The sequence below is a fragment of the Kitasatospora sp. NPDC096204 genome, from assembly GCF_044763205.1.
In the GTDB taxonomy this organism is placed as follows: domain Bacteria; phylum Actinomycetota; class Actinomycetes; order Streptomycetales; family Streptomycetaceae; genus Kitasatospora.
The window spans coordinates 75751-100119 of the sequence record NZ_JBIWFT010000035.1; the positions used below are offsets into that span (position 1 = coordinate 75751).

Annotated in this window: 24 protein-coding genes; 9 read left to right on the plus strand and 15 right to left on the minus strand. The window is 71.3% G+C overall.

Going from position 1 to position 24369, the window contains the following annotated elements; translation table 11 throughout:
* Positions 1-107 precede the first annotated feature (107 nt).
* The 6 genes from ACIQ87_RS30875 to ACIQ87_RS30900 form a co-directional block, all read right to left on the minus strand.
* Positions 108-965, minus strand: coding sequence for a hypothetical protein (locus ACIQ87_RS30875; protein WP_402413046.1), 858 nt, complete (start codon positions 963-965; stop codon positions 108-110).
* Positions 949-1293, minus strand: coding sequence for a hypothetical protein (locus tag ACIQ87_RS30880; RefSeq protein WP_402413049.1), 345 nt, complete (start codon positions 1291-1293; stop codon positions 949-951). The genes ACIQ87_RS30875 and ACIQ87_RS30880 overlap by 17 nt, the downstream gene beginning before the upstream one ends.
* A 68-nt stretch (positions 1294-1361) precedes the next feature.
* Positions 1362-2360 carry an NAD(P)H-dependent glycerol-3-phosphate dehydrogenase gene (locus ACIQ87_RS30885; RefSeq protein WP_402413052.1) on the minus strand — a complete coding sequence of 333 codons (999 nt, stop codon included), beginning with the start codon at positions 2358-2360 and terminating at the stop codon, positions 1362-1364.
* The gene (locus ACIQ87_RS30890; protein WP_402413055.1) at positions 2357-3208 is read right to left on the minus strand and encodes a class I SAM-dependent methyltransferase; all 852 of its coding nucleotides are present in this window, start codon (positions 3206-3208) and stop codon (positions 2357-2359) included. The genes ACIQ87_RS30885 and ACIQ87_RS30890 overlap by 4 nt, the downstream gene beginning before the upstream one ends.
* Positions 3205-4344 carry a YcaO-like family protein gene (locus ACIQ87_RS30895; protein WP_402413058.1) on the minus strand — a complete coding sequence of 380 codons (1140 nt, stop codon included), beginning with the start codon at positions 4342-4344 and terminating at the stop codon, positions 3205-3207. Before ACIQ87_RS30895 ends, ACIQ87_RS30890 begins: the two co-directional genes overlap by 4 nt.
* Entirely contained in the window at positions 4329-5549 is a 1221-nt protein-coding gene (locus tag ACIQ87_RS30900) for a TfuA-like protein (RefSeq protein ID WP_402413061.1), read from the minus strand. The genes ACIQ87_RS30895 and ACIQ87_RS30900 overlap by 16 nt, the downstream gene beginning before the upstream one ends.
* Before the next feature lie 470 nt (positions 5550-6019).
* Here ACIQ87_RS30900 and ACIQ87_RS30905 point away from each other — a divergent pair, with 470 nt between their 5' ends.
* The 3 genes from ACIQ87_RS30905 (at position 6020) to istA (ending at position 10120) form a co-directional block, all read left to right on the plus strand.
* A complete protein-coding gene (locus tag ACIQ87_RS30905; protein ID WP_402413063.1) occupies positions 6020-7549 on the plus strand; it encodes a helix-turn-helix domain-containing protein in 1530 nt (509 codons plus the stop codon).
* The gene (locus ACIQ87_RS30910; RefSeq protein WP_402413065.1) at positions 7542-8162 is read left to right on the plus strand and encodes a 2'-5' RNA ligase family protein; all 621 of its coding nucleotides are present in this window, start codon (positions 7542-7544) and stop codon (positions 8160-8162) included. Before ACIQ87_RS30905 ends, ACIQ87_RS30910 begins: the two co-directional genes overlap by 8 nt.
* A gap of 476 nt (positions 8163-8638) precedes the next feature.
* Entirely contained in the window at positions 8639-10120 is a 1482-nt protein-coding gene (istA, locus tag ACIQ87_RS30915) for an IS21 family transposase (RefSeq protein WP_402413126.1), read from the plus strand.
* 18 nt (positions 10121-10138) lie between these two features.
* Here the strand turns inward: istA and ACIQ87_RS30920 are convergent, their stop codons facing one another.
* Complete coding sequence (locus ACIQ87_RS30920; RefSeq protein WP_402413068.1) at positions 10139-10414, minus strand: hypothetical protein; 276 nt, start codon at positions 10412-10414, stop codon at positions 10139-10141.
* A gap of 133 nt (positions 10415-10547) precedes the next feature.
* Between ACIQ87_RS30920 and istB the strand changes: the two genes are divergently transcribed.
* Positions 10548-11339: an IS21-like element helper ATPase IstB gene (istB, locus tag ACIQ87_RS30925; RefSeq protein WP_402413129.1), complete on the plus strand. Its 792-nt coding sequence runs from the start codon at positions 10548-10550 to the stop codon at positions 11337-11339.
* A gap of 35 nt (positions 11340-11374) precedes the next feature.
* Here the strand turns inward: istB and ACIQ87_RS30930 are convergent, their stop codons facing one another.
* The 5 genes from ACIQ87_RS30930 to ACIQ87_RS30950 all read right to left on the minus strand — a co-directional run bounded on the left by ACIQ87_RS30930 (position 11375) and on the right by ACIQ87_RS30950 (position 15995).
* Positions 11375-12613 (minus strand): IS110 family transposase, encoded by a 1239-nt coding sequence (locus ACIQ87_RS30930; protein WP_402413071.1) that lies wholly within the window; start codon positions 12611-12613, stop codon positions 11375-11377.
* Positions 12614-13452: 839 nt separating this feature from the next.
* Positions 13453-13893, minus strand: a complete 441-nt coding sequence (locus ACIQ87_RS30935; protein WP_402413073.1) for a DUF6011 domain-containing protein — start codon at positions 13891-13893, stop codon at positions 13453-13455.
* Between the two features lie 247 nt (positions 13894-14140).
* A complete protein-coding gene (locus ACIQ87_RS30940) occupies positions 14141-14545 on the minus strand; it encodes a hypothetical protein (protein WP_402413075.1) in 405 nt (134 codons plus the stop codon).
* Positions 14542-15516, minus strand: a complete 975-nt coding sequence (locus ACIQ87_RS30945) for a hypothetical protein (RefSeq protein WP_402413078.1) — start codon at positions 15514-15516, stop codon at positions 14542-14544. Before ACIQ87_RS30945 ends, ACIQ87_RS30940 begins: the two co-directional genes overlap by 4 nt.
* Before the next feature lie 134 nt (positions 15517-15650).
* The gene (locus tag ACIQ87_RS30950; protein WP_402413081.1) at positions 15651-15995 is read right to left on the minus strand and encodes a hypothetical protein; all 345 of its coding nucleotides are present in this window, start codon (positions 15993-15995) and stop codon (positions 15651-15653) included.
* 131 nt (positions 15996-16126) lie between these two features.
* On the opposite strand from ACIQ87_RS30950, the gene ACIQ87_RS30955 reads away from it, so the two are divergent.
* Both ACIQ87_RS30955 and ACIQ87_RS30960 read left to right on the plus strand, forming a co-directional pair.
* Positions 16127-16621 carry a hypothetical protein gene (locus tag ACIQ87_RS30955; RefSeq protein ID WP_402413084.1) on the plus strand — a complete coding sequence of 165 codons (495 nt, stop codon included), beginning with the start codon at positions 16127-16129 and terminating at the stop codon, positions 16619-16621.
* 78 nt (positions 16622-16699) lie between these two features.
* The gene (locus ACIQ87_RS30960; RefSeq protein ID WP_402413087.1) at positions 16700-17224 is read left to right on the plus strand and encodes a hypothetical protein; all 525 of its coding nucleotides are present in this window, start codon (positions 16700-16702) and stop codon (positions 17222-17224) included.
* Between the two features lie 30 nt (positions 17225-17254).
* Here the strand turns inward: ACIQ87_RS30960 and ACIQ87_RS30965 are convergent, their stop codons facing one another.
* From ACIQ87_RS30965 to ACIQ87_RS30975, 3 genes are all read right to left on the minus strand, one after another.
* Complete coding sequence (locus ACIQ87_RS30965) at positions 17255-17437, minus strand: hypothetical protein (RefSeq protein ID WP_402413090.1); 183 nt, start codon at positions 17435-17437, stop codon at positions 17255-17257.
* A 163-nt stretch (positions 17438-17600) separates the two neighbouring features.
* Positions 17601-18461: an alkaline phosphatase family protein gene (locus ACIQ87_RS30970; protein ID WP_402413093.1), complete on the minus strand. Its 861-nt coding sequence runs from the start codon at positions 18459-18461 to the stop codon at positions 17601-17603.
* Positions 18462-18496: 35 nt separating this feature from the next.
* Positions 18497-20614, minus strand: coding sequence for an alpha-galactosidase (locus tag ACIQ87_RS30975; RefSeq protein ID WP_402413096.1), 2118 nt, complete (start codon positions 20612-20614; stop codon positions 18497-18499).
* A 171-nt stretch (positions 20615-20785) separates the two neighbouring features.
* Here ACIQ87_RS30975 and ACIQ87_RS30980 point away from each other — a divergent pair, with 171 nt between their 5' ends.
* From ACIQ87_RS30980 to ACIQ87_RS30990, 3 genes are all read left to right on the plus strand, one after another.
* A complete protein-coding gene (locus tag ACIQ87_RS30980; protein ID WP_402413098.1) occupies positions 20786-21943 on the plus strand; it encodes an ROK family protein in 1158 nt (385 codons plus the stop codon).
* A gap of 166 nt (positions 21944-22109) precedes the next feature.
* On the plus strand, positions 22110-23381 hold the full coding sequence (locus tag ACIQ87_RS30985) for an ABC transporter substrate-binding protein (RefSeq protein WP_402413101.1): 1272 nt from the start codon (positions 22110-22112) through the stop codon (positions 23379-23381).
* Positions 23381-24367 carry a carbohydrate ABC transporter permease gene (locus tag ACIQ87_RS30990; RefSeq protein WP_402413104.1) on the plus strand — a complete coding sequence of 329 codons (987 nt, stop codon included), beginning with the start codon at positions 23381-23383 and terminating at the stop codon, positions 24365-24367. The genes ACIQ87_RS30985 and ACIQ87_RS30990 overlap by 1 nt, the downstream gene beginning before the upstream one ends.
* Positions 24368-24369: the final 2 nt, after the last annotated feature.

Below are 24369 nucleotides of genomic sequence, written 5' to 3' on the forward strand. Positions count from 1 at the left end.
TTTGCACCGTGGGTCAGAGATAGGACGCCGGGGCCGGCAAGAGCTGCCCGCAGACGAGGTCGCTGCCGTCGCCGACTGACCCCGGTTCCGGCGGTTTCGGCTGGGCGTCAGGGGGCGAAGGCGAGGTAGCTTGCGGTGGCCAGTCCGGAGAAGGTGATGAGCTGGACGGGTTTGAGGCAGGAGAAGGCGGCGTGCATGGCGATGCCGGCCGCTGCGGCGTAGGGCCTGGTCGGGGGGAGAATCAGGCCGATGGGTAGCGCAAGTTCGACCACGATGACCGTGACGGACAGCACGTGCCAGGCCCGGATGTCGTAGGCGGTCAGGTTCCCGAGGTGCTGCTGGACGAGTCGGGGGATGGCGAACTGGTTCCGGTGGCGGAGGTCGTTCTTGACCTGGGCGTAGGTATGGATGAACTGCGCGAGGTAGAGGCCGCTGCGGAACTGGCTGGAGCGGATCTTGTGCCAGGCCGAGTTGAGGTAGATGTCCGAGGTGACCAGGACGAGCAGGCACTGCGCCCAGGTGTTGGCGTGGCTGGGGGCATGCGTGAGGGTGAGTCCGTGACCGAGGTCTCCCGCGAGCAGGAGGCACGTGCCGGTGAGGATGATGTAGCGGACGGCGCTGGGGCTTCTCAGGTAGGCGAACTCCGTGGCGGCGCCGGCCAGCACGATCGACAGGGTGAGGCGCGGTGCGAGGCCCAGGGCCAGCGCCGGCGCGGCCAGGGCCCGCAGGACGAGCATCGGCCGGTAGACGGCGAACAGGACGCGGGCCCGGGTGTCGCCGTGGCGTCGGCGGGCGAAGGCGGCCTGGACCTGGCCCGGGGCGAAGCGGTTCCACCCTCCGCTGGTGAAGGCGGCGGCGAAGCGGACGGTCAGGACGGCTCCGAAGGCGATTCGGAACAGCTGGAGGCGGGAGGGGTCGGTGGGGTAGCGGAAACCGGAGGTGACGGCGTCAGAGAACCACGACACGGCTGTCGCGCACCTCGATCCGCTGCTCGCCTCGGGCGGACAGGACGCGTCCGTGGCCGTCGATCCGGTCGTAGCAGCCGGTGCGTACGTAGTGGTTGAGGACGGCCTGGAGTACGGGGGGCGGCAGCATGAGGCTGCCGGGTGACAGCTCCGCATACGGGTTGACGGGCTCGGTGCGGCCATCCTTGGCGCCGGTGAGGGTGACGATGCTGAAGGTGGCGTGGGAGAACAGCCTCCAGCGGAACCAGCGGCCGGGGCGGCGGGTGAAGCCGACGCCCATCCACAGCACCAGGGCGGCGGTCAGGAGTTCGGCGAGTGATGAGGGCATGATGGATCGACCTCCGGAGCGGGAGGGAGGTGGTGGAGCCTGCGGGTACGGCGCTCAGCGCTCGGGTTTCACGGCTTCATGAGCGCGGTGGCTGCCTCGTCCAGGGTGAGCGCGCCGCGCAGCAGCGCGGCGACGGTCTCGGTGATGGGCATCTCGATGCTGTGGGCGCGGGCGAGGGTAACGATGGCGTCGGCGCTCTTTACGCCCTCGGTGGTCTGGCGGGTGGCGGCGGCTGCCTCGTCGACGCTCAGCCCGGTGCCGAGGTGGTGGCCGAAGGTCCGGTTGCGGGAGAGCGGGGACGAGCACGTGGCGACCAGGTCGCCGAGGCCGGCCAGCCCGACCAGGGTGGCGGGGTCGGCACCGAGTGCGGTGGCCAGCCGAGCTGTCTCGGCCAGGCCCCGGGTAGTGAGCAGCGCGAGGGCGTTGGCGCCCATGCCCATGCCGGCGGCGATGCCGACGGCCAGGGCGGTGACGTTCTTCAGGACGCCGCCGAGTTCGCAGCCGATGACGTCGGTGCTGGTGTAGGGGCGGAAGTAGGGGGTGCGGCAGGCGGCTTGGAAGCGGTGGGCCGCGTCGGCGTCGGGGCAGGCGATGGTGGCGGCGGCCGGCTGTTCGGTGACGATTTCCCGCGCGAGGTTGGGGCCCGAGAGGACCGCGATGCGCTGCGGGGGGATGCCGGTGGTCTGGGCGATGACCTCGCTGGCCCGCAGCCCGGTCCCCCGTTCGATGCCTTTCATCAGCGACACCACCAGCGTGGTGGGCGGGATGAAGGGGGCCCAGGTGGCGAGGTTGGCCCGCAGGGACTGGGCGGGGATGGACAGCACCAGGTAGTCGGCGCCGTCCAGGGCGGCCGCCACGTTGGTGGTGGCTTTGACCGTGGTGGGCAGTTCGATGTCCGGGAAGTATGCAGGGTTGCGGCCGGTGGTGTTGATGGCGTCGGCGATCTCGGGGCGCCGGGCGTGCAGGGTGACGTCGGTGCCCGCGTCGGCGAGGATCTTCGCGGCGGCGGTGCCCCACGATCCGGCGGAGAGGACGGCCGCGCGGCCGGCGGGGTGTGTGGGGCTCATGTCCGGTTCCTCTCGGGGATCTCCAGGCCTTCCCGGATCGTAGCGGGAACGCGCGGTGGGCCGGGCGGATCCGGGGGGCGGTGCAGGGTGAGGAGGACGGCGCGGCGGCCGGGCATCGTGGGGCGGCGGTGGCGGGCTTCGGCGAGCATGTCGGCGGCCTGATCCTGGCCGAGTTCGCGTTCCAGTTCGGCTTGGTGAGCGTGCCACAGGCCGTAGAGCCGGTCCCACATCGCCGGCTCGTCCGGCCGCTCGTCGACGTGCTTCAGCACCAGCCCGGCGGCCTGGGCCTCTGCTGCCCAGGGGGGATCGGTGGTGCGGCGGGTGGCGCGCGTCAGGACCAGGCGGCCGCCTGGGGCCAGGACGCGGGCCAGCTCGCGCAGGGCCGCCTGGCGGTCGGCGGCGAAGCCGAGAGCGTCCACGCACACCACGCCGTGGGCGTGTTGGTCCGGCAGGCCGGTCGTCTCCAGGGACGCAGCCCGGAAAGCGACCCGGGACTGCGCGAGGCCGAAGTGCGGTGCGCGGGCTGCGGCCTCGCGCACGGCGATGGGGGACAGGTCGAGGCCGACGAGGTCGGCGTCCAGGGCCCGGGCCAGCCACAGGCCAACGCCGCCGGTGCCGCACCCCGCGTCCACCAGGACCTGCCCGGCCCGCAGCCGCAGTCGCGTCACCAGCAGCCCCAGCAGCGCCCAATCGCACGAGCCGGAGGCCCCGACCTGGTCGGGGTAGTCCTCGCCGAGTGCCAGGGCGTAGAGGCGTGCGGTGATCGAGCTGCGGGAGCGGGCCGCGTGGAAGGCGTCGAACCGGGCGGCGAGCCGCGCCTCGTGAGCGGCGCGCGGTGCGGGGGTCATCGGGGCATCGTCCTGGTCACCCGGGACCCGGCGCCCGGACACACGACCTGCACCGCGGGCACGAGGTCGTCCGGCTCGGACAGGGCGATCGCGGCGGGCTCGTGCCCGGTGACCCGCTCGACGGCCGCCGCCGTCGCGTGCACCCGCTCGGCGAAGGTCTCGGAGGCGGGCGCGAAGCCGTAAGCGGCCCGCTTCCAGGAGACCAGCGCGCTGCGGGCGGGCCGGGCGAGGGCCGCGCCGGCCGGTGCGATGTCGTCTGGCAGGTCATCGCGGGTCCCGGCGATCAGCGTGAGCCGCGACTGGGCGGCCTCTGTCACCGCGCGCGTGAGGGCGATCCCCGGGCTGTGGTGGCAGCCTCCCCCCGCGAACACCACCGGCAGGTCCTCCGACCAGAGGTAGGCCAGGCACACCGGCAGCCCGTACGGGCCTTCCACCAGGGCCAGTTCCAGCTCCATCCCCGCCCGCAGGACGCGCTCGACCACCTCGCGTCCCGTCGCGTCGTCCACGGTGCCCGGCTCGATCCAGACCCGCAGCCCACCTTCGGCCTGGTTGTCGCGGTGCAGCACGTCGCGCTCGACCACCTCGTACAGGCCGTGCAACACCGCCTCCTCGCGGCTGTTCCCGCAGGCCAGCCCGGTACTGGTCGCCCGCAGCAGGTCCGGACTCCAGTCACCGCGCTGCGCTCGGCGGCGTACCACGTCCACCGGCAGCAGCATGCCGGTGCCGCGCACCAGTCCCGTCGCCGGTGTCCAGTCCCACACCACCCGGGCGAGCGCCGCCTCATCGACCGGTCCGTTGAGCGGCAGCGCCCCCACGGGGCAGTCGGGGGCGACGTCCACGGCCCGTCCGCGCACCGGCACGGGCAGGGGCTGTTCGACGTGCCACAGCTCGATCGCCTCCATCACCGCCGACACCCGGGCCAGGTCGTCGGTCAGCCCCTTGCCCTGCGAGGCGCTCAGGGTCAGTGAGGCGGGTCGGATCGCCGTCCAGGTCGGCAGGCCGATCACGTCCAGGTCCGTCAGCCGGGCCACACGGGTGATCCCGTAGGACGGCAGGGCTGCGGACAGCGCGTCCCAGGTCTCTTGCGGGGAGCGGGCCCGGACCGTGCCGGGCAGCTCGATCAGTTGGTCGCGCATGAGAGCTCCTCTCGTTCGTTGAGGTAGCCGGGCACCAGGGCCCTGGCCGCGTCCATCGCCCGCACCGCCGTCCCCAGCCCCCGGGCGGACGCCTCCTCGTCCAGCCGGCCGTCGTCCACCTGCCAGGCCCGCATCAGCAGGTCGCGGACAAGGTCGGCGCGTACCGCCTGGAGCGAGAACCCCGGCCGCGCGCGGGCCGCCTCCCGGGCCCTGGCGTACCGGGCGACCGCGAGCCGGTCGGCCAGGGTCTCCCCGGCCAGCAGCCGGGCTACCACCCGCCTGTCGCGCAGGTCCACCGGCGGGCGGAACACCCGGTGCGCGGGCAGGCCGCCCGCGTTGGCGAGCCGCTCGTCCAAGGGCCGGCCGTCGCCGGCCGCGCACCGGGAGTGCTCCTCCAGGAAGGCGTGCCAGCGCGTGCGGAAGCGGGGGTCGAAGACCTGCTGGTAGACGACCCGGTCAAGAAGCAGCAGGTCGAGACCGTCGACCCGCTGCCGGAGGTAGGCGTTGGCCCACTGCCGGACGTAGGAGTTCTCCGGCACCACCGGCGCCGCGGGCACCGGAGCGTCGTCCAGGGCCCGGCCGATGGCGGCCAGGGCATCGGCCCGCTTCAGGTCCCCGAAGTGCCGATCGGCGGCGCGCCGGCCCGCGAGCCAGGCGAGGAAGTCCCCGGCGCGCGCCCGACGGCAGATCGCGCGGACCGCCGCCGGCGTGCGCTGCGGGTAGTACACCGCCCGGAAGCGTTCCAGCAGATCCTCGGCGCGAGCCTGGTCCACGACGCCCTCGCGGCCGGCCAGCTCCAGCATGTGCCGGAGGTTGACCAGCGGAATGGTCAGCGCCTGCCGCGGCCCGTCAGGGGCCTGTCCGACAGCGACCTCGTCGTCGCCGGTGATCTCACCGCGCGCGTAGGCGCCGTAGACGGCCCCGACGCCGACCATCCCGTACGGCGCCAACTCGGCCGCCCGCAGCGCCCCGATGCTTGCCGCACCGAACACCTCGATGCCGCGCCCCAGGGCGGCCAGGATCTCCTTGTGGCGCAGGGCCGGGCTCTGGTGGAAGACCCCGTCGATCAGCACGATCCGGTCGCCGTCGGCGATCGAGGGAGCGAACAGGTCACCGTGCCGGGCCGGACGGTGCACCCGGATACGCGGGTGCCGCAGCACGGGCTCGGACGGGCGCAGCGTCGGCCCGACGTACAGATGAATCATCGGATCCCCCAGGAGATGAGGAGGGTGGCGGCCCGCAGGCCCCAGCCTGCGGGCCGCCACCCCGGGTTCAGGAAGCGGCGGTGACTACCACTCCTGCTCGACGTCCTCGGCGAGCACCAGGTCCTCCAGGACCTGCGGGTTCTCCTCCGGGTCGGTGCTCGCGGCGATGGCGATGGCGGACTTCGGCTGCATGGTGCCCTCCTTCGATTCGCGTCCCTGCCGTCCGGAGCGGACGCGCAGTGAACGGCGGTGGTACTACGGTCCCGCTCACGACCCGCTTCGGTCACGGGCGCCGACGCCCGGGTTTTCCGGACAGCCCGTCAGCCGGCAGACCTGCACGAACGGTGCGGAATCCGGACCAGAACGGGACGGCGAGTCACTCGGCATTCGCGCAGTGTGACCCGCGTGGCGTATTCGGGTCGCTACGGTGAGGGGGTCAGGCTGCTCACCGCACCCCACCGGGAGCCCTCATGCCTCCACGTCCCAAGCCCGGGTCCAAGGCCGACCGGGACTCGCTGCGGACCGAACTCCTCGCCGTCGGCGCCCCGCCGGCGACGATCGCCACCGAGATGCGCGCCCGTTTCGGCTTCCGTCCCCGCGAGGCGTGGCGGCACGCCCACGGCTGGACGCTCCAGGAGGCGGCCGACCGGTTCAGCGACGCCGCAGGGGCCACCGGGCCCGCGACGGACGCCTCCCTCCTCGGCAAGTGGGAGAAGTGGCCGGCCGCTGCCGGACGGCGCGTCACACTGGCGGTGCTCACCGTCCTCGCCGAGCTCTACGGCGCCTCGCTGGAGGACCTGCTCGACCTGGAGGACCGCCGGGCCCTGCCGGAGTCCGACCTGCGCCTGCTGCGCCACCAGGCTCCCGGGGCCGCGGCCGTCCGCGCCCCGGCCCCGGCCCCCGTCCGCGCCCCGGCCCCGGCCCCCGTCCGCGCCCCGGCCCCCGAGGCGCCGCTCACCGGCGCCGACCTCATCCGTACCGCGGCCGACGAGGCGTCGGAGTGGGCGCAGTGGGCCGAGGTGCCCAACTGCGGCCCCGTCTCGGTGGAGCAGTTCGCCGCCGACGCCCGCGGCTTCGCCGCCGACTACCTGATGGCCGAGGACCCGCTGAAGGTCTACGGGCAGACCCACAGATCACTCGTCCGGGTCTGGGACCTGCTGTACGGGCACCAGAACCTGGACCACCGCCAGAAGCTCTTCACGACCGCCGGCTACCTCGCCGCGATGATGGCCTGGATGACCAGCGACCTCGGGCACAAGCGGCAGGCCGCGACGCACATCCGCGCCGCCATGGTGGCCGCCGAGATGGCCGGCGATCCGGGCCTCCAGGCATGGGTCGCCGCCACGCGCAGCAAGCTCGCCTTCTGGGACGGCCAGTTCCGTGCGGCCATCCAACACGCCGAACACGGGGCCACCCTCCAGGCGCCCGGAACCGTCACCGTGCTGCTCCACTGCCAGGCCGCAGACGCGTGGGCGGAAGTCGGCGCACGCGCCGAGGCGAAGGCCGCCTTCGGCCGAGCCGAAAGGGCCTCCGAACTCGACCTCGCCAACACGCTCCATGATCAGGTCGGCGGGCTGTTCGCCTGCACCAGTGGACGGCTGGCCAACTACGGGGCGGCCATCTGCCTGCGCGGCGACGACCCGGCCCGGGCACTCTCCCACGCCGACCACGGACTCGCCGCACTCCAGCGCCAGGATGTCCGGCCCCTGGGCACCATCGCCCAGCTCCACATCACCCGCGCCGGAGCCCACCTGCTCGCCGGCGAACCCGAGGGCGTCCTCGACGCGCTCTCCCCCATCCTTGCGCTGCCGGCTGAGCACCGCACCGTCCCCGTCCGCCAGCGCCTGCGCGACCTCGCCCGGCGTGCTGCCGGATCACCCATGGGCGACAGCGCCGCCGGACGCCGCCTGCAAGCCGCCGTGGAGAGCGCTGTCCGCGAAGCCACTCACGCCCTCTCCCTCACAGGCTCGGACAGTGGTTGGATCGGCAACCATGACTGACACCACTGCGCACATGGCCGATCACTGGTGGTGGCGTCCGGGCTGGAGCCCTGGCACCCGCTGGTACACCTGGCACCTGACCTTCGACGGCGCCGACGACGTCCACCGCCTTGCCGCCGACTACCGCCACGCCCTGGCCGGTGTCCCCGGGCTGGACCTGGTCCCCGACCGCTGGCTGCACCTCACCATGCAGGGCCTCGGCTCCACCGCCGAGGTCGGCGAGGCCGACGCGCGCGCCATCGCCGACGCCGCCGCCCACCACCTCGCGCAGGTCCCGGCTTTCGACCTCGCGCTGGGACCTGCGATCGTCACCCCCGAGGCGCTGCTCCTCACCGTCGACCCGGCCGAGCCGGTCCGGGCCGTACGCTCGGCCCTCCGCGCGGCCATCGCCGACGTCTGGCCCGAGGTCCCCGAGCCCGCCGACGGCTTCCGGCCCCACGTCTCCGTCGCCTACTCCAACGCCGACGGCCCGGCCCGACCCGCCGCCGACGCCCTGGCCGCCGTCACCACCTACCCGGCCACCGCCCGCGTCACCGCGGCCGAACTCATCGTCCTGGGCCGCGATCGACGGATGTACGAGTGGGAGACCGCCGCCCGCGTACCACTCGGCTGAGCAACGGCGCACACCGACACCGTCCGCAAGGCCCTCTTCGAGGCCTTCCTGGACTATCAAGCTCAGATGCGCCCCTCTTGAGGAAGTGGCTGCGACCGTCGGGCGCCACTTCGCGACCTCCCCGAACGAGGAGTGGCGACGGGGCCGGGATGTCCGGGAGTTCCTTCAGCGCATCGCGCCGTTCCCGGGCGCGACTTGGCAGGAGCGTTGGGAGGCGTCTGGCCTGAACGAACTGAACAGGCCGGTCGGTGACCTCGCGGGCGACGACACGAAGCTGCGCTACCGACTGTTCAGCGGGGCCGGCCATGCCTTCGCCATCAGGCTCATCAGCCCTACCTTGCACTCCTGTCAGCGGACGCGGCAGACTCCCCAACGGCGGGCAGTTGGTCTCCCCGCTGGCGGACACGGAACCTCCCCAGTAGCGGACAGCTGATCTCCCCGCCGACCCACCACGCCCATAACGCACAGTGGGCATGGTGAAGAGCGATGAGGAGATCATGGAGATTCTTGAGGCGTACGACCTCACGGGGAGTTACCGGAAGGCGGCCGAGCTGGCCGGCTGCGACCACCACACGGTCCGGCGCTATGTCCAGCTTCGGGGCCAGGGCGTCGACCCGACAGAGCGGGCGGTGCGGTCGAAGCTGATCGACGACTTCCTGCCGAAGGTGGAGGAACTGGTCGAACGGTCCCGCGGCAAGGTCGGAGCCGACGCTGTTCACAAGAAGATCGTCGCGATGGGCTTCACCGGCACCGACCGCACGACCCGCCGGGCCGTTGCGGCGGCGAAGGAGTCCTACCGGGCCGGGAACCGCAGGGTGTTCAGACCCTGGATCCCGGAGCCGGCGATGTGGATGCAATGGGACTGGGGAGAGGGCCCGCGCATCGGCTCCCGGTGCACGAGCCTGTGGTGCGCGTGGCTGGCCTGGTCCCGGTTCCGCGTGGTCATCCCGGTGTTCGACAAGACCCTGCCGACGGTGGCGGCCTGTCTGGACGCGACGTTCCGCGCGATCGGCGGGGTTCCGACCTACTGCCTGACCGACAACGAGAAGACGGTCACGGTCGAGCACGTCGCCCGGATCGCGGTCCGCAACCCCGAGCTGGTGCCGATCGCCCGCCACTACGGCACCGTGGTGCGGACCTGCATGCCGGCCGACCCTGCCTCCAAGGGCGGGACCGAGTCGACGGTCCGGATCGCCAAGCGGGACCTGGTGCCCACACAGGTGAACCTGCGGACCGAGTACACCGACTTCGCCGGGCTACAGGAAGCCTGCGAGGCCTTCATGGTTGAGGTGAACAACCGCGTCCACCGCGAGACCCGCCGGATCCCCGCCGATCTGCTGGCCGAGGAACGTCTGCGGCTGCACCCGGTGCCCGAGCAGCCGTTCACCGCCGCGTTCGGCGAGAGCCGCCGGGTCGGCAAGGACTCGACGATCTCGGTCAACTCGGTGCGCTACTCGGTCCCGCACGAGCTTGTCGAACAGAGCGTCTGGGTCCGCTTCCACGGCGACGACCTGATCGTCACCGCCATGGTCGCGGGCAGCGCGGCCGAGGTCGCCCGGCATGCCCGCTCCACTCCGGGCAACCCGCGCATCGCCGACGAGCACTACCCCGACGCCCCGCGCGGGGAGCGCACGCCGAAGCCGACCAGCCCGGCCGAGGCCCAGTTCCTGGCCATCGGGCCAGGGGCGGCGGCCTGGCTCATCGAGGCCGCGGCCGCCGGCACCCGCCGGATTCGGGCGAAGATGGCCGACGCCATCGCACTGGCCAAGTTGCACGGCACCGCCGACGTCGACCGGGCGCTCGGCACCGCCGCGACGGTTGGCCGCTTCGCCGAGAGCGACCTGCTGTCGATCCTGGACCACCAGGGCGAGCACGACCAGGCCGAGCCGACCCGCCGCAGCGAGACCCACAGCCTGCAGCCGGGCACTTCCGCCTGGTCCGGATTCGGGTCGAACTGAGCCGACCCCGGCCAGGGCTCAGTCTTCGTCGTCGATCAGACCGCAGGCGCCGGGGAACGACTCCAGGAACTCCCGCCGCTGCGGGTCCGGCTCGGCCTCAGCCAGATCCGTGAGCGCCCGCAGGAACCGGCCGAGTTGGTCCTCCGGCAGCCGCTGCAGCACTCCGGCCACACTCTCCATCATCTTCACCGCGGAGTCGGGATCGACCTCGTCGTCCTCGCAGCCGTCGAGGAACCAGACGGTGTCGACGACCAGCCCGGCGAGAACGGGCACCAACGGGTCCATGTCAGTCATCCGGGCAACCTATCCGACCCCGATGACAGCAAGAACGACAGCCGGCCGACGGCGCCGAGCCGCCGTCGGCCGCGATCAGAAAGAGCACACCGCCATGAACGACAGCCTCACCGTCCCCGCGCCACGACACCGAATGCAGGCCCCCGCCTCGGCGGTCGCCGCGACCTCGGGCGCCGCCTTCGACGAGGCGATCTCGCTGACCCGACGCCTGAAGCTGCCTCACATCCGCCGGGCGATGGCCGAGATCATCCCGACCGCGAAGGCCCAACGTTGGGACCCCGCCGAGATCGTGCGGGCTCTGCTGGCCGAGGAAGCCGCCGGCCGGGACGCGGCCAACCTCCGCACCCGACGAACCCGCGCGGCCTTTCCCACCGGCAAGACCTTCCACATCTGGAACGAGGAAGCCTCCTCGATCCCCGTCCCGACCCAGTCCGCGCTGCGGACCCTGGAATGGGTCGGACGGCGCGAGAATCTTTGTGTGGTTGGCCCGTCGGGCACGAGCAAGAGCCACTTCACCGAGGCGCTCGGGCAGGCCGCCGTCGACGCCGGGATGACCGTCGCGTGGTTCACCATCGAGGACCTCGGCGCCTTGGTCCGCCGCCACCGCGTCGACGACTCCGTCTCCAAGGCGATCACCCGGATCACCCGCACCGACCTGATCATCGTCGACGACATCGGGCTCCTGCCCGTCTCGCCCGACGCCGCCGAAGGCTTCTACCGCCTGGTCGATGCCGCCTACGAGCGCCGCAGTCTGGCAGTCAGCAGCAACCTTCATCCGTCGGGATTCGACGAGATCATGCCGAAGACCCTCGCCACCGCGACCGTCGACCGGCTCCTGCACCACGCCCACGTCGTCGTCACCCAGGGCGACAGCCACCGCCTCGCCGAGGCAACCACCGGACGAGGCGTCGTCCCCCTCGACTGATACGAAAATCCCCCTCCCGCATCCCTTCTTGAAGATCAAGTAGTCCCGACGGATTGGAGAGTGACTTGGTAGCCGAGTTGGTTGAGCTGGCTCACCAGCCGTCGGGTCTGCCTGGTCTTGCCGGTGCGTTCGAGGAAGTAGTCGCCGCCGAGGTCGTGGTACTCGATGTCGTGGGTGAACATGTGCCAGACCGCGATGAGGATCGAGTGCTCGACGGCGACCAGGGCCCGCTTCTTGCCGCGCCGGGAGGCGATGCGCTTGAAACGGGCGGCCAGGTAGGTGCCCTTGGACCGGGAGGCCGCGGAGGCCACCTGTCCGAGGACGCCCTTGAGCCACGGATCACCGTGCCGGGTCTTGCCACTGCTGTGCTTGCCGGCCGACTCGTGGTTGCCGGGGCAGACCCCGGCCCAGGAGGCGAGGTCCGCAGCGGTGGGGAAGCGGGCGATGTCCGCGCCGATCTCGGCGAGCACGACTTCGGCGGAGCGGGTGCTCATGCCGGGTATGGTCACGAGGAGGTCGATCCGGCGGCGAAAGGGCCGCACCTGCGCGTCGATCCGCTCGCTCAGCCGCGCCTCCATCTCGATGCAGGCGTCGATGCGGTCGAGCATGGCGCGGACCATGAACGCGTGGTGTCCGGTGAAACGGCCCCTGAGCGCCTCGGCGAGGATCTCGCGCTTGCCGCGCATGCTGCCCAGTGCCATTCCCGCGAGGACCAGTGGGTCGCGCTCACCCGCAACGAGGGCTTCCAGCATGGCCCGGCCGGACTTGCCGACGATGTCCGAGACGACCGAGGAGAGCTTGATCCCGGCGTCCTCCAGCAGCTTCTCCAGCCGCTGGACCTCCCGGGTTCGCTCGCGCACGACCTCGGTGCGGTAGCGGGTGGTGTCCCGCAGCTCGCGGATCGGCTGCGGTGGCACGAACGAGGGGCGGACCAGACCGTGCTCCATGAGCTTGGCGATCCACTCCGAGTCCGCGACGTCGGTCTTGCGGCCGGGCACCGCCTTCATATGGCGGGCGTTCAGCAGCCAGCACTCGATCTCGTGCTCCAGCACGTGGAACACCGGCTTCCAGTAGACGCCGGTGGCCTCCATGCCGACCAGGGTCACGCCCTGCTCGGTCAGCCAGTCCTTCATCGCGAGCAGGTCGCGGGTCATCGTCGAGAAGACCCGCACCTCGCTCCGGCGCCGCTTGCCCGTACTGGGCAGGCGCAGGCACACCTTCACGTCGGTCTTGCTGACATCGATCCCGGCACACCGCTCGTGGATGACGTCCATCCTTCCGGCACCCCCTTCTCGTCCGCGCCGTGCAGGCGGGACCGCCCGGGGGAGCCAGGCAGGCGGGAGAGTCTGATACGCGTGCTCGAAGCAACACTTCCGGGTGCCTGTCGATCGGGCTCCCACCGTCCTACTGACCCCCGGGCTCGGAAAGCGCCAAGACGACACGACGTCAGCCGGACGGACCCAACCCGATTTTCACCCCATCGGGGTGAGCCCGAAAGGGCTTCGGATTACTGACCCCACCCCCGGGGAGATCAACTGTCCACTGGGGACTTTCACTGTCCACCAGCGGGGAGATCAACTTTCCGCCACCGGGGAGATCCCACTGTCCCTTGACACACTCCTTCCACGCCAACCGGTTCTCCGTCTACACCCGCTGGTTTCGAAGCGTCGCGAGCGATCCGCTGCTTGAGGACTTCTGCCTGCGCGTCGGGCAGCCGCCCGTCTCGGAGCCGCGTCGGACACGGACGATGCGGGACATCTGCTGCGCGTTGACGGTGTTCGGTATCGATTTGGACGGTCTGACGCCGGAGGCCCTGCTGCACTACGCCGTCGAATGCCGCAAGCACGGGCTGTCCGGGGAGACCCTGCGTTCGGGCACCTTCGCCGGCACTCTGGCCTGGCCGGTTCTCCACGACATGGGGCAGTTCCCGGCCTCGGCCCCGCGCACCCTGCGGGCCGCGGGGGGAACCTCAGTCACTACCAACGCCGGCTGGACACGATCGAGGGGCGGTCCCAAGAAGACCGCCCCTGACGGGCACCAGCCCGCTACACTCACCGCGCAGCCGTCTGATCAGGCAAAACGTCGAAGTCCTGCTGGAGTACTAAGGGCGGCGCTACTGAATACGGTTCCAGCATCTGGGGCCGTAGCCACGCACCATGGAGTCGTAGTCGGACAGCGGTCGGCCGCAGTCGAGGCAATTGGTGTGCAGTCGCGGCACGCCGTGGTAGGTGAGCGGTGTAGGTGCGGGCCGGTACTGCCGCGGATAGACGAGGATCGAGACTATCGCGCAGGCGGTCAGCACCAGCGCTATCAGGAAGGCGAAGCCATGCGGTGCGAGACCGTCCTTCACGTCGACACACGGGCCCAGGGTGCCGTCGGAGAGCGTGACAGGACAGCTGGGCGTGGTTATCTGCGTAAGCACCAGCAGCACGCACCATTGTGCCGTCGCCAGCCCGGACAGCCAGCCAGGGGTCTTGCCCCACTTCTTGGTGACCAACCAGCCGACGCCCATGGCAGGAAGCGCGAGGATGGCGAGGGCCAGCAGCAAGATCACCCCCTCTCCGTCATCACCCTTGTTCGCGCCTCTGCGGGAGTGGCCTTGCACATAAGTACCGTCTCTGCGGTAGTGCCCGCCGATCCAGCCCAACGCCAGGCTCCTTTCGTCGCGCCGCGCCTGGCCGCAGAAGGCCGGACACGTGGGGGTAGGAGGACACTACCGGCGCAAGTGGAGATCAGCCTCGCTGTGGGGGCCTGACCTAGCCGTGCGCGGTCTCGCCACTCAACTGCCAGCTGGCTGGTGCTCAGGAACCCGGGAACCGCACGACGTTGCCAGCGGCACCAGGCTGATCCCCGGCGTCGTTCAGGCGCTCGATGAGTACGGCGCCAGCCAGGGTGAGCATGGTGATCTGCTGACGGAGTTCGAGGATCTCGGCGTTCTTGTCGGCGACGGTCTGCTTGAGCTTAACGATGGTCTCTCGCAATCGCTTCTCGGTCTCCGGGATCTGGGCGGTGTCGGCGCGGACTCGCTCGTAGAACTCGTTCTTCAGGTCGGCGTGGCGCTTCATCAGGGCCATGCGGTGGACGCCAGCTTCGACCGCGAGGGCGGCGGCGGTGAGGCTGCCGTCGGAGGCTGTGCCCTGGCCGGTCAGGAGCCGGTCGATGGCCTGCCGGATCCGGGTGCGCTCGTCCTGGTGGTTCGGGGTCATCGCAGGGCCTCGGCGGTCTGGGAGGTGGAGTCGTGGGTGCCGGCTGCGGCGCGGAGCCGGCCGGCGTTGGTCCGTAGGCGGCGGCCGACCGGTGGTGGCAGGCGGTCGGCGAGGTGGTCGAGTTCGTCGGGCCGGGCGCGGAGCAGGCGGGCGTGGGTGTCGGTGCGGACGGTGTTGGCACAGCCGGGTCGGCAGTCGTACTGGCGGGGCGCGTTCGCGTCGGGGTCCGGTTCGCACAGGGCGCTGTCGCGCTTGAAGGCGCAGATCAGCAGGGCGTCGGGGTTGTCGAACAGGACGATGCCGTCGCGGGCGAGGTAGGCGCGGGCTTTGTTGACGAAGGTGCGGGGGACGATGCGGCCTTCGAAGCGGGGCACGTGGGCGGCCGCGGTGAGGGCCCGCTGGGTGGCGGGGCCGGAGATGTGCTCGCCGGCGGCGAGCCGGTCGCGGAGGCGGGCGGCGGTGTCAGCGGCGAGCGCGGTCTCGACGTCGAGGACGGTGTGGATGCCACCGCGGCTTCGGGTGCCGTAGCGGCTGGAGGTGCGGGCATCCAGGACGGTGCGCATGTGGCCGTACTGGATGGCGAGGGCGACCAGGCCGCCGGGGCGGCGGGCGATGTGCCAGGCGAGGGTGCGGCGGAAGCGGCCGGCCTGCATGGGTCCATGCGGATCATCGGGGATGTGCTGGCCGGTCAGGTCGCGTGCGGCGGCCTCGCGGTTGGCCCAGGTGATGAAGTCCTTGATTCTCAGGTTCAGGCCGCCAGCCTGCAGCACGCCGGTGTCCTTGCCGAAGTGGTGGGTGGCGGCGAAGAGGTGCTCGCCATCGGGCACCATCTGCTCCAGGACGCGGATGGCGTTGACGACCGGTGCAATGGCCACCCACGGGACGTTGCAGATCTCGCCGGCCGAGACGTGGTGGCCGTCGGTGTCGGTGACGTTCTTGAAGTGGCGGGCGCGGATCAGGTGGCGGCCCACCGTGCCGTCCGTGGCGGGCTGGGGCTCTGGGCAGCACCCGGAGCGCAGGTTCAGAACTACTGGCGGGAGGGGGTTATTCCGACTGTGCACTATTCCCACCTCTCCCACGTGATCCTCGCCAGAGCCCGTTCAGCTCAGCCCGGTTCCAGCGAGTCGGCCCGCCGCTTCAGGTCTGCCGCGATGTCGTCCCAGTCCGGTCCGTGCAGCCAGAGGTTTTCGGCGGCCTCTCGCAGCAGCGCCGGCTCGTCCGGCCGCTGCAGGAGCACCAGACGGTAGGCCAGGTTGCGAACCCAGACCGGCAGATGGCCGTCGACGACGTGCGGGCTCAGCTCACGCAGCATGGCGAGGATCGAATCTGCGTCAGCGAAGGTCAGCTCTTCGACGAAGTAGTGCTCATGGTGGTCGCCGTCGCACTTCGGTGTAGGTCGGTACTCGTCTCCGTAGAGACACCGGGCGTGCTCCGTCAGGGTGCTGTGCATGCCCTGGAGCCTATGCCGCCTTGATCCGCCGGACAGAGCCTGCCCGGACCGCTCCGCGATGATGATCCGTTGGGCGCTGACCGCAGTGATGCCGCGACGCCCCTCAGCCGCCTGTCTGCGAAAATCGCACAGTGCTGCGAACCGTTGAGATCACCGCCGAACTGACAGTGCCCCTCCGGGGTGAGGTCTTCCACAACCTCCACTGGCAGAAGAAGCTGGACCTGAGCTTGGACTGCTTCATCTGTAAGCGCACCGGGCGCACTACTCACCTCCGATATGGCGAGGAATGCGCGGTTTGTTCAGGTAGGCAGAGAGTGGAGCATCCGGCTGCAGGTCGCGTTGCCGCCTTCGACGTCACCGACGAGCGGGAGCGGACGGCACTCCGGGCCGTCGTCGACTACTGGTGGGCGCCGTTCCATGACACCAAGCGGGACGAGCCAGCAGCCGCGCTGACGCGCGCGCCGTGGGTCCGGCTGTACCTGGGATACCGCTGTCCAGAATCGCAGCAGGCCGAAGCGTTCAGCATCCAGAGCAACATGGTTCGCCCCGTGAGCCAAACCTGTACCCACTGTGCTCACCCCCTCGCCACCAGCGCGCAGTCCCCCAACATCCGCTTGATGTCTTGATCCTCACCGCCATACATTCCGGTCGATGTGTTGCCGGCGAGCGCGTGAGTGTCGTTCCCGGTCGCTATCGTGCGGCGCATGCAATCGCTGATCACTGCCATCTACGAGCACGCCGACGCTGCCCGCTTCCTGGCCTGGCCGGGCGACTTTGACCTCGACCGGGGAGACCACGGCGAGGACGTCCACCTCGCGTCGGGCGCGGCTCTGGAGGGCTTCGCGGGTGATGGAACAGGGGGCACGTACTTCTTCTGCGGCGATGGCGGGGAGGAACGTCCGGTTCTGTACGCGGATTCCGAAGGTGGCGCGGCTCTGGTCGCGATCGGCCTGCCGGAACTCCTGCGGCTCCTCCTGGTCGCGCCCTGGTGGCGCGACTGCCGAGCGTTCACCGCGGAGGAGAGCGGTGAGCTGGCCGCCGAGTACGTGGAGGACATACCCGACCTGGCAGTTCGGCGGGACCGCGCGGCCACTGCTCTCGGCCTTGACCTTCCCACTGAGGCCGACGTCCTGGCCCGCCTGCGCGAGGTCGCGACTGAGGCGGGCAAGGACTTCATCCTGATCTTCACGCCAGAGGATGAGCCCTACGACCCGCTGATCAAGTGCTGAGCGGCATGCCCGTCATCGACCAGTCCGGCGCTACTGGTCGTAGACGACATTGAAGCTATGGGCAAGCGAGCTGTATCTGGCCAACTGGCGGCGGAGCTCGGCCGCCGCAGACGGTACTCGAAGCTCCAGCTCGGCCCAGTGGACGAAGTGCAGATCGTCGGGTATCTCGACCAGGCCGGTGATCGCATCCCAGGCCGGCGGCCCCTGCGGCACCGAGGAATCGGGCCCGCACTGACGCCGGGCTACCCCCACGCTCACCCTCGTCGGGGGAGGTTGCTCGGACGAGTCCGATCGGCCGGACGAGTAGTCCGCCGCGGAGTGGCGCGCGTCTGACGGCGCCACCGTCGAACGCCGCAAGGAGCCCGGCCCGCAGGAATCAGGCGGTTCGCGGTGTGAGGGTGGGGAAGGGCCGTCCGTCGAGCGTCCAGTGCGGGTCGGGCGCGATTCCCAGGGCGGCGTAGACGTGGGCGGCGACATCGGCGTGGTGGAGGCTGTCCGGCCTGGTGGAGGGGGTGAGGCCGGGGCCGCTCGCGGCTATCCAGGCGGTGCGCTCCAGCGGGCTCCGGCCGCCGTGGCCGCCTTCGTCGCGGTGGCCGTGGTCGGTCACCGCGATGACGGTCCACTCCTCGGCCCGGGCGTCGGGCCGCTCGCGCAGGGCGGCAAGGAGCTGTCCGAGGCGTCGGTCGGCGGTCTCGATCGCGCGGCGGTACTCGGGGCCGCAGCCGAGGAAGTGGGCGGTCTCGTCGACCGCGCCGAGGTAGACGAAGGAGGCGTCCAGGTCCTCGCCGGAGCTGAGTGCCCGTACGGCTTCGGCGGTCACGCTCCGGTCGCACTCCTCCCAGGCCTGCGGGGAGTCCTCGCGCGGGGCGATGTAGGCGAGCCGGCTCGGGGCCGCGAAGACCGGGCCGCCCTGCCGGGCCAGGAACAGAGGTTCCCAGCCGCCGGCGGCGAAGGTCCGCAGCCCGTGTTCGGTGGCGAGCCGGGTGGTGAAGTCGGGGAACACCCCGAGCCGGTTTCCGGTGAAGTTGTTGCCCCAGACGCCGTGCTTGGCCACGCCGACGCCGGTGACGATCGTGGTCCAGCAGGGGCCCGACATGGTCGGGGTGCTGTCGTCGACGTGGACGGGCGCGAGGAAGCCGGCGTTCGCGAGCCCGTCGAGGTGCGGGGTGTCCAGCAGCGGCAGCAGGTCGAGGCGGACGCCGTCGATGCCGACGACCAGGACGCGGGGCGTGGCCATGTGCGCGGGTCCTTCGTGAGGAGGGTGGCGAAGGGTCAGATCGTCCGGCGCAGCCGGATCAGGCGGCTGGCGTAGTCGCCGGCGGGCAGCCGGAGGTCGATGCCCCGCCGGGTCAGGACGGCACCGCTGTGGGTGGTGCCCTCGTCGACGTCGAGGTAGCGGGCCGCCGGGTCCAGGGCCGGCAGGGCGAGGCCGGCGGGCTGGTGGCCGAACCGGGTCGCGGGGCGCCAGGCGAGGACGGCGTGTTCGGCGCCGTCCTGGGACGCGTAGTGCACGGCCGTCACTCCTCCGGGGCCCGTCAGGCGGTGCTGGCGGCCGTGCTGGACCAGGGGGCGGATCTCCTTGTAGCGGGCGACGAATGCGGCGGCCTCGTCGAGGTCCTCCTCGGACCAGGCGGTGAGGTCCGCGCCGAGGCCGAGCGCGCCGGCCATGGCGACGTGGAAGCGGAACCGCAGAGGGGTGGTGCGGCCGGTGGCGAGATTGGGGCTGTCGGTCACCCAGGCGGCCATGGTCTGGGCGGGAAAGAGCTGGCTGAAGCCGTGTTGGATGCCGATCCGGTCGACGGGGTCGGTGTTGTCGGAGGTCCAGACCTGGTCGGTGCGGGCGAGGATGCCGAGGTCGGCCCGTCCGCCGCCGCCCGCGCAGGCCTCGATGCGCAGGCCCGGATGGTCGGTGCGGAGGCGGTCCATGATCCGGTGGACGGCGCGGGTGTGGTCGATCCAGAGCCGGTCGGGGTCCGGGTGGCCGGCCCAGCCGGCTTCGGTGACGACCCGGTTGGCGTCCCACTTGAGCCAGTTGACGTCGTTCTCGCGCACCAGTTGGTCCAGGGTGCGGTGGGCCCAGGCCTCGACGTCGGGGCGGGCGAAGTTCAGCATGAGCTGGTTGCGCAGCTCGGTGGCGTCCCGGGTGGGGGCGTGGACGACCCAGTCGGGGTGGGCCCGGTGGAGCTCGCTGTCGCGGTTGACCATTTCCGGCTCGACCCACAGTCCGAAGGCCATGCCCAGGCGGTGAACCTCGTCGGCCAGTGGGCGCAGCCCGTCCGGGAACGCCTCGGGCCGGGGTTTCCAGTCGCCGAGGCCGGCGCGGTCACTGGTACGGCCGCCGAACCAGCCGTCGTCGAGGACGAAGAGTTCGGCGCCCAGGCGGGCGGCCAGTCGGGCCAGGCGCAGCTGGCCGGCCTGGTCGACGTCGAATCCGGTGGCCTCCCACGAGTTGTAGACGACGGGTCGGTCACGCTCGGGGTCGGGCAGGACGGCGGTGCGCAGGTGGGTGTGCCAGGCTCGGCTGGCGCCGCCGAAGCCGTCGCGGGTGTGGAGGCCGGCGAAGACGGGGGTGTGCAGGCTCTCGCCGGGCCCGAGGGTCCAGGTGAGTCCCTCGTGGCCGAAGCCGCCGGTCCAGGTGGTCCGGCCGACCGGGTCGCGGTGCACGGTGATGCGCCAGCTTCCGCTCCAGGCCAGGGCGGTGCTCCAGACCTCGCCGTGTTCCTCGTCGGCGGTGCCGTCGTCGAGGGCGAGCCAGGGGTTGGCGTGGTGGCTGGTGACGCCGCGTCGGCTGGTGAGCACGGTCTCGGCGACCGGGAGCCGGTCGCGGTGCAGCTGGAACTCGCTGTTCCAACCGCCCACGAGGTGGCTGAGCCGGTAGTCGGGCAGGGCCGGCGTCGCCCAGGAGGCCGAGTCCAGCCGGTCGACGCTGATCGGACCCGCGTCGTCGGCACCGGTGTGGATGAGTTCCACCCATCGTTCGATGACGTCGCTGTCGGGGCGGACGCGGTAGCAGAGCTCGGCGGCCAGCGGGTAGCGGCGGTCCGCCAGGCGCAGGCGCAGCTCCCCGCCGTGGACCGTGTGCCCGGTGAAGGACCACTGTGCGCCGCGGGTGCCGTCGGCGAATCGCACCTGGAGGCCGGCGGGCCCGAACCGCGCACCGGTCTGCGGGGCCAGCTCGTCCGGTGCGGGGTCTGCCTCGAAGCTGCTCGCGGCGGGTGAGGCGGCCGCCGGCAGTCCACCGAGGGCGTCGGTGTCGAGCGGTGCCCCCCAGTGCAGATGCCGGGGGCTGCCGTCAGCGCCGATGCGTACGGCGTAGACGCTGTTCGGGGTCCGTAGGACCGCCAGCCCGCGGGCGGGGTCGAAGGAAGCGGATGAGGACGTGGTGGGCACAGGAGGTCCTGAGGGGTGTCGAGCGACGCTGGGGGTCGGACGCGGACCGGAAGCGGCCGGTCGCCATGGTGAACGACGATGGAAACGCCCGGAGTTGGGCCAGAGCGTAGGACCGCCCGGAAGGGAAATCAATACTGGACGAAGTTATTTATTTACCGGTAGGTTGCGGCCGTGTTTCCAAACCACTCGCGGCCACTGGTCACCGCACCGGCCGAAACCGCCGTCCTCGCCCTGCTGCTGGCCGAGAGCCCGCTCAGCCGGGTGGAGCTGGCCCGCCGGACGGGCCTGTCCTCGACCGCGGTGACCAAGGCCGCGCGACCACTCATCGACGACGGCTACCTGCACGAACTCCCCCCGGAGCGCACCGCTCCGGGGGCCGGACGTCCCGTCAACCCGCTCGCCGTCACTCCCGACCGGGAGTTCTTCGTCGGTGTGAAGATCAGTGCCGACACCCTCTTCGGCACGGTCTGCGACCTGCGGGCCCGGATGCGTACCACCGCCGTCCGGCCGCTGGGCGAGCGCGACCCTGCCGCCGTGTGCGCGCTGCTGACCGACCTCGTCGGTGAACTCCTCGACGCGAGACCCGAGTACCGGGCCCGCACCCGGCACCTGGGCATCGCGGTCTCCGGCGACGTGGACCGCCCCAGGGGGCGCGTCCGCTACTCCGTGCTCCCCGGCTGGCGCGACGTGCCGCTGGCGGAGACCGTCGCCGCGGCGACCGGCCTGATCGTCACCGTGGAGAACGACGTCAAGGCCCTCACCGCCGCCGAGCACTGGTACGGGGAGGGCATCGGCACCGAGTACTTCGCACTGGTCACGATCGGAGCCGGGATCGGCTCGGGGATCGTCGTCAACGGTGAGCTGGTCACCGGCGCGTACGGGGTCGCCGGCGAGATGGGGCACATCAGCATCGACCCGGTCGGGCCGCGGTGCCACTGCGGCCAGGTCGGCTGCGTCGAGGCCGTCGCCTCCAGCGACGCCATCCTCGCCACCGTCCGCCGCGCCACCGACGACCCGGACCTCGACTTCGACGGTGCCGTCCAGCTCGCCCGCGGCGGAGAACCCGCCGCCCGCGACGCCTTCGCCCGGGCCGGCCGCGCAATCGGCACCGGCATCGCCACCCTGGTCAACCTGCTCGGCCCCGAGCGCGTCGTCGTCACCGGCGAAGGACTCGACACCTACGACCTCTTCGGAAGGCACATCAAGGAGGCCTACGCCGCACACTGCTTCAAGGCGGCGGCGAGGTGCCCGCTGACCCTGCGTCCACTCCCCTGGGAGGAGTGGGCCCGCGGAGCCGCCGTCGTCGGCATCCAGGCCCTCCTGCCCTGAAGGCCCCTGGCGAACCGCCACCACGCCGCCCCGGGCAACCGGGGATCCGCCGATCACCAACCCGAGCCTCCGGCACGACCGATGTCCGGCACCGCCTGCCAGCCGTGAACGTCGGACACCGGCCACGCCGGACAACCACCCACACCCTCAGCCTGAAGGATGCGAAGTGAGCGCACAGACATCCCAGCTTAGCCGCAGAGGATTCCTCGGCGGATCCGTCCTGTTCGTCGCCGGAGCAGCGGTCGGCTGCACCGGCAACCCGACCGGCGGGGCCTCCGGCGGGGCGAAGACCACCCTGAACGTCTGGTCCCACGCCTACGGCGAGGCCGGCACCCAGCAGGCCCTCACCCGCTACGCGGCCGCGTTCACCAAGGCCAACCCGGACATCGCGGTCAAGGTCACCTGGACCCCGGGCGACTACGCCGGCAAGCTCAGCGCGACCCTGCTCACCGACGCGGCCCCGGACGTCTTCGAGATCGGCGACTTCAACGACGGCCTCGCCTGGCACGGCCAGATAGCCCCGCTGGACGACCTCTACGGCAGCGCCAAGTCCGACTTCAACCAGGGCGACCTCGACACGGCGACCGTCGACGGCAAGCTCTACGGCGTCAAGATGATCGACGACGTCATGATGCTCTACTACCGCAAGAGCGCGCTGTCCAAGGCCGGCATCACCCCGCCCGACACCTTCGACGCGCTCGTCGCCGCGGCCAAGGCCCTGACCACCAAGAACACCAAGGGCCTGTTCCTCGGCAACGACGGCCTGGGCGACAGCGCCATCATGGCGGTGTGGTCCAACGGCGGCGACCTGGTAGCCGACGGCAAGGCCGTCTTCGGCTCCCCGCAGGCCGCCGAGGCCGTGGCCGGCCTCAAGCGTCTTCACGACGACCAGTCCCTGCTGCTCGGCTTCACCACCGACTGGTGGGATCCCGCCGCCCTCGTGCAGAACGTCACCCCGATGCAGTGGGGCGGCCTCTGGTCGATGCCCGCCATCAGGACCGCGCTCGGCGACGACTTCGGCGTCCTGCCCTGGCCCGCCTACCGGGCAGGCGGCACGCCCGTCGTGCGCGTCGGCGGCTGGACCAGCTGCGTCAACGCCAAGGGCAAGAACGTCGACGCGGCCAAGAAGTTCGTCCAGTGGCTCTGGATCCAGCAGACCGACCTGCAGAAGGACTGGGCGGAGAGCTACGGCTTCCACATTCCGCCGCGCAAGTCCGTCGCCGCCTCCGCCGACAAGGTCGCCCAGGGCACCGCCAAGGAGACGGTCGAACTGGCCGCCACGTACGGCCGGCACAACCCCGGCACCTGGAACAGCGCGGTGAGCTCCCTGTTCAGCGCCGCCGCGTCGAAGATCGTCAGCGGGCAGGGGGATGCGTCCTCGCTCCTGGCCGACGCGGCCAGGCAGGCCCAGAGCGAGATCGACAAGCAGCGCGCCTGATGAAGCCCGTACCCTCGACCACGCTGCCCGACGAGCGTGCCCGGCGCCCCACGGCCCGGCCGCAGGGCGCCCCCACCCGCCGGCCCCGCACGGACTGGCGTGCCTGGGGAGCGTTCGCACTCCTCGCCGGGCCCCTGCTGATCGGCGTGGGCGTCTTCAAGTACGTCGCGATCGGCTGGAGCTTCCTGCTCAGCCTCAGCGAGGCCCGCGGCACCATCGCCCTGGGCCACTGGGTCGGCCTGGACAACTACCAGGCGCTGCTCTCCGACGCCGTGTTCCGCACATCGCTCGTCCAGATCCTGCTGTTCACGCTGTTCATCGTGCCGGTGACGTTCGCCGCCTCGCTGGGACTCGCGCTGCTGGTGCACCGGATCCGGCGCGGCCGGGCCCTGCTGCGCACCGCCTTCCTGATCCCGGCCGCCGTCTCCTACGTCGCGGCGTCCCTGGTGTGGAAGATGTGCCTGTTCAACGGTCTGCCGGCCGGGATCGCCAACACCATCGGCGGATGGTTCGGCATGTCCGCCGTCCCGTGGCTGCAGACCACGTCGCCGCCGCTGTACTGGGTCGTCCTCGTCACCCTCCGCCTCTGGCTCCAGGTCGGCTTCTACATGGTGCTCTTCCTGGCAGGCCTCCAGGGCATCCCCAAGGAGATCCACGAGGCCGCCGCACTCGACGGCGCCACCGGCCTGCGCCTGCTGCGCAGGATCACCCTGCCGATGCTGCGCAACACCTCGGTGGCCGTCCTGATGCTGCAGTTCATCGCCGCCTTCCAGGCGTTCGACGAGTTCTACAACCTGTTCAACAGCGGGCTGTCCGGGGCGTCGACGGCCCCGGTCCGAACCCCGCTGGTCTATCTCTACGACACCGCGATGGGCGCCCAGAACTACGGTCTCGGATCGGCCGGAGCCTTCGTGCTCACCGCCCTCATCGTCGGGGTGACCCTGCTCCAGGGCCGGGTCACCGGCTTCGGCAAGGGTGAGGAGTGAGT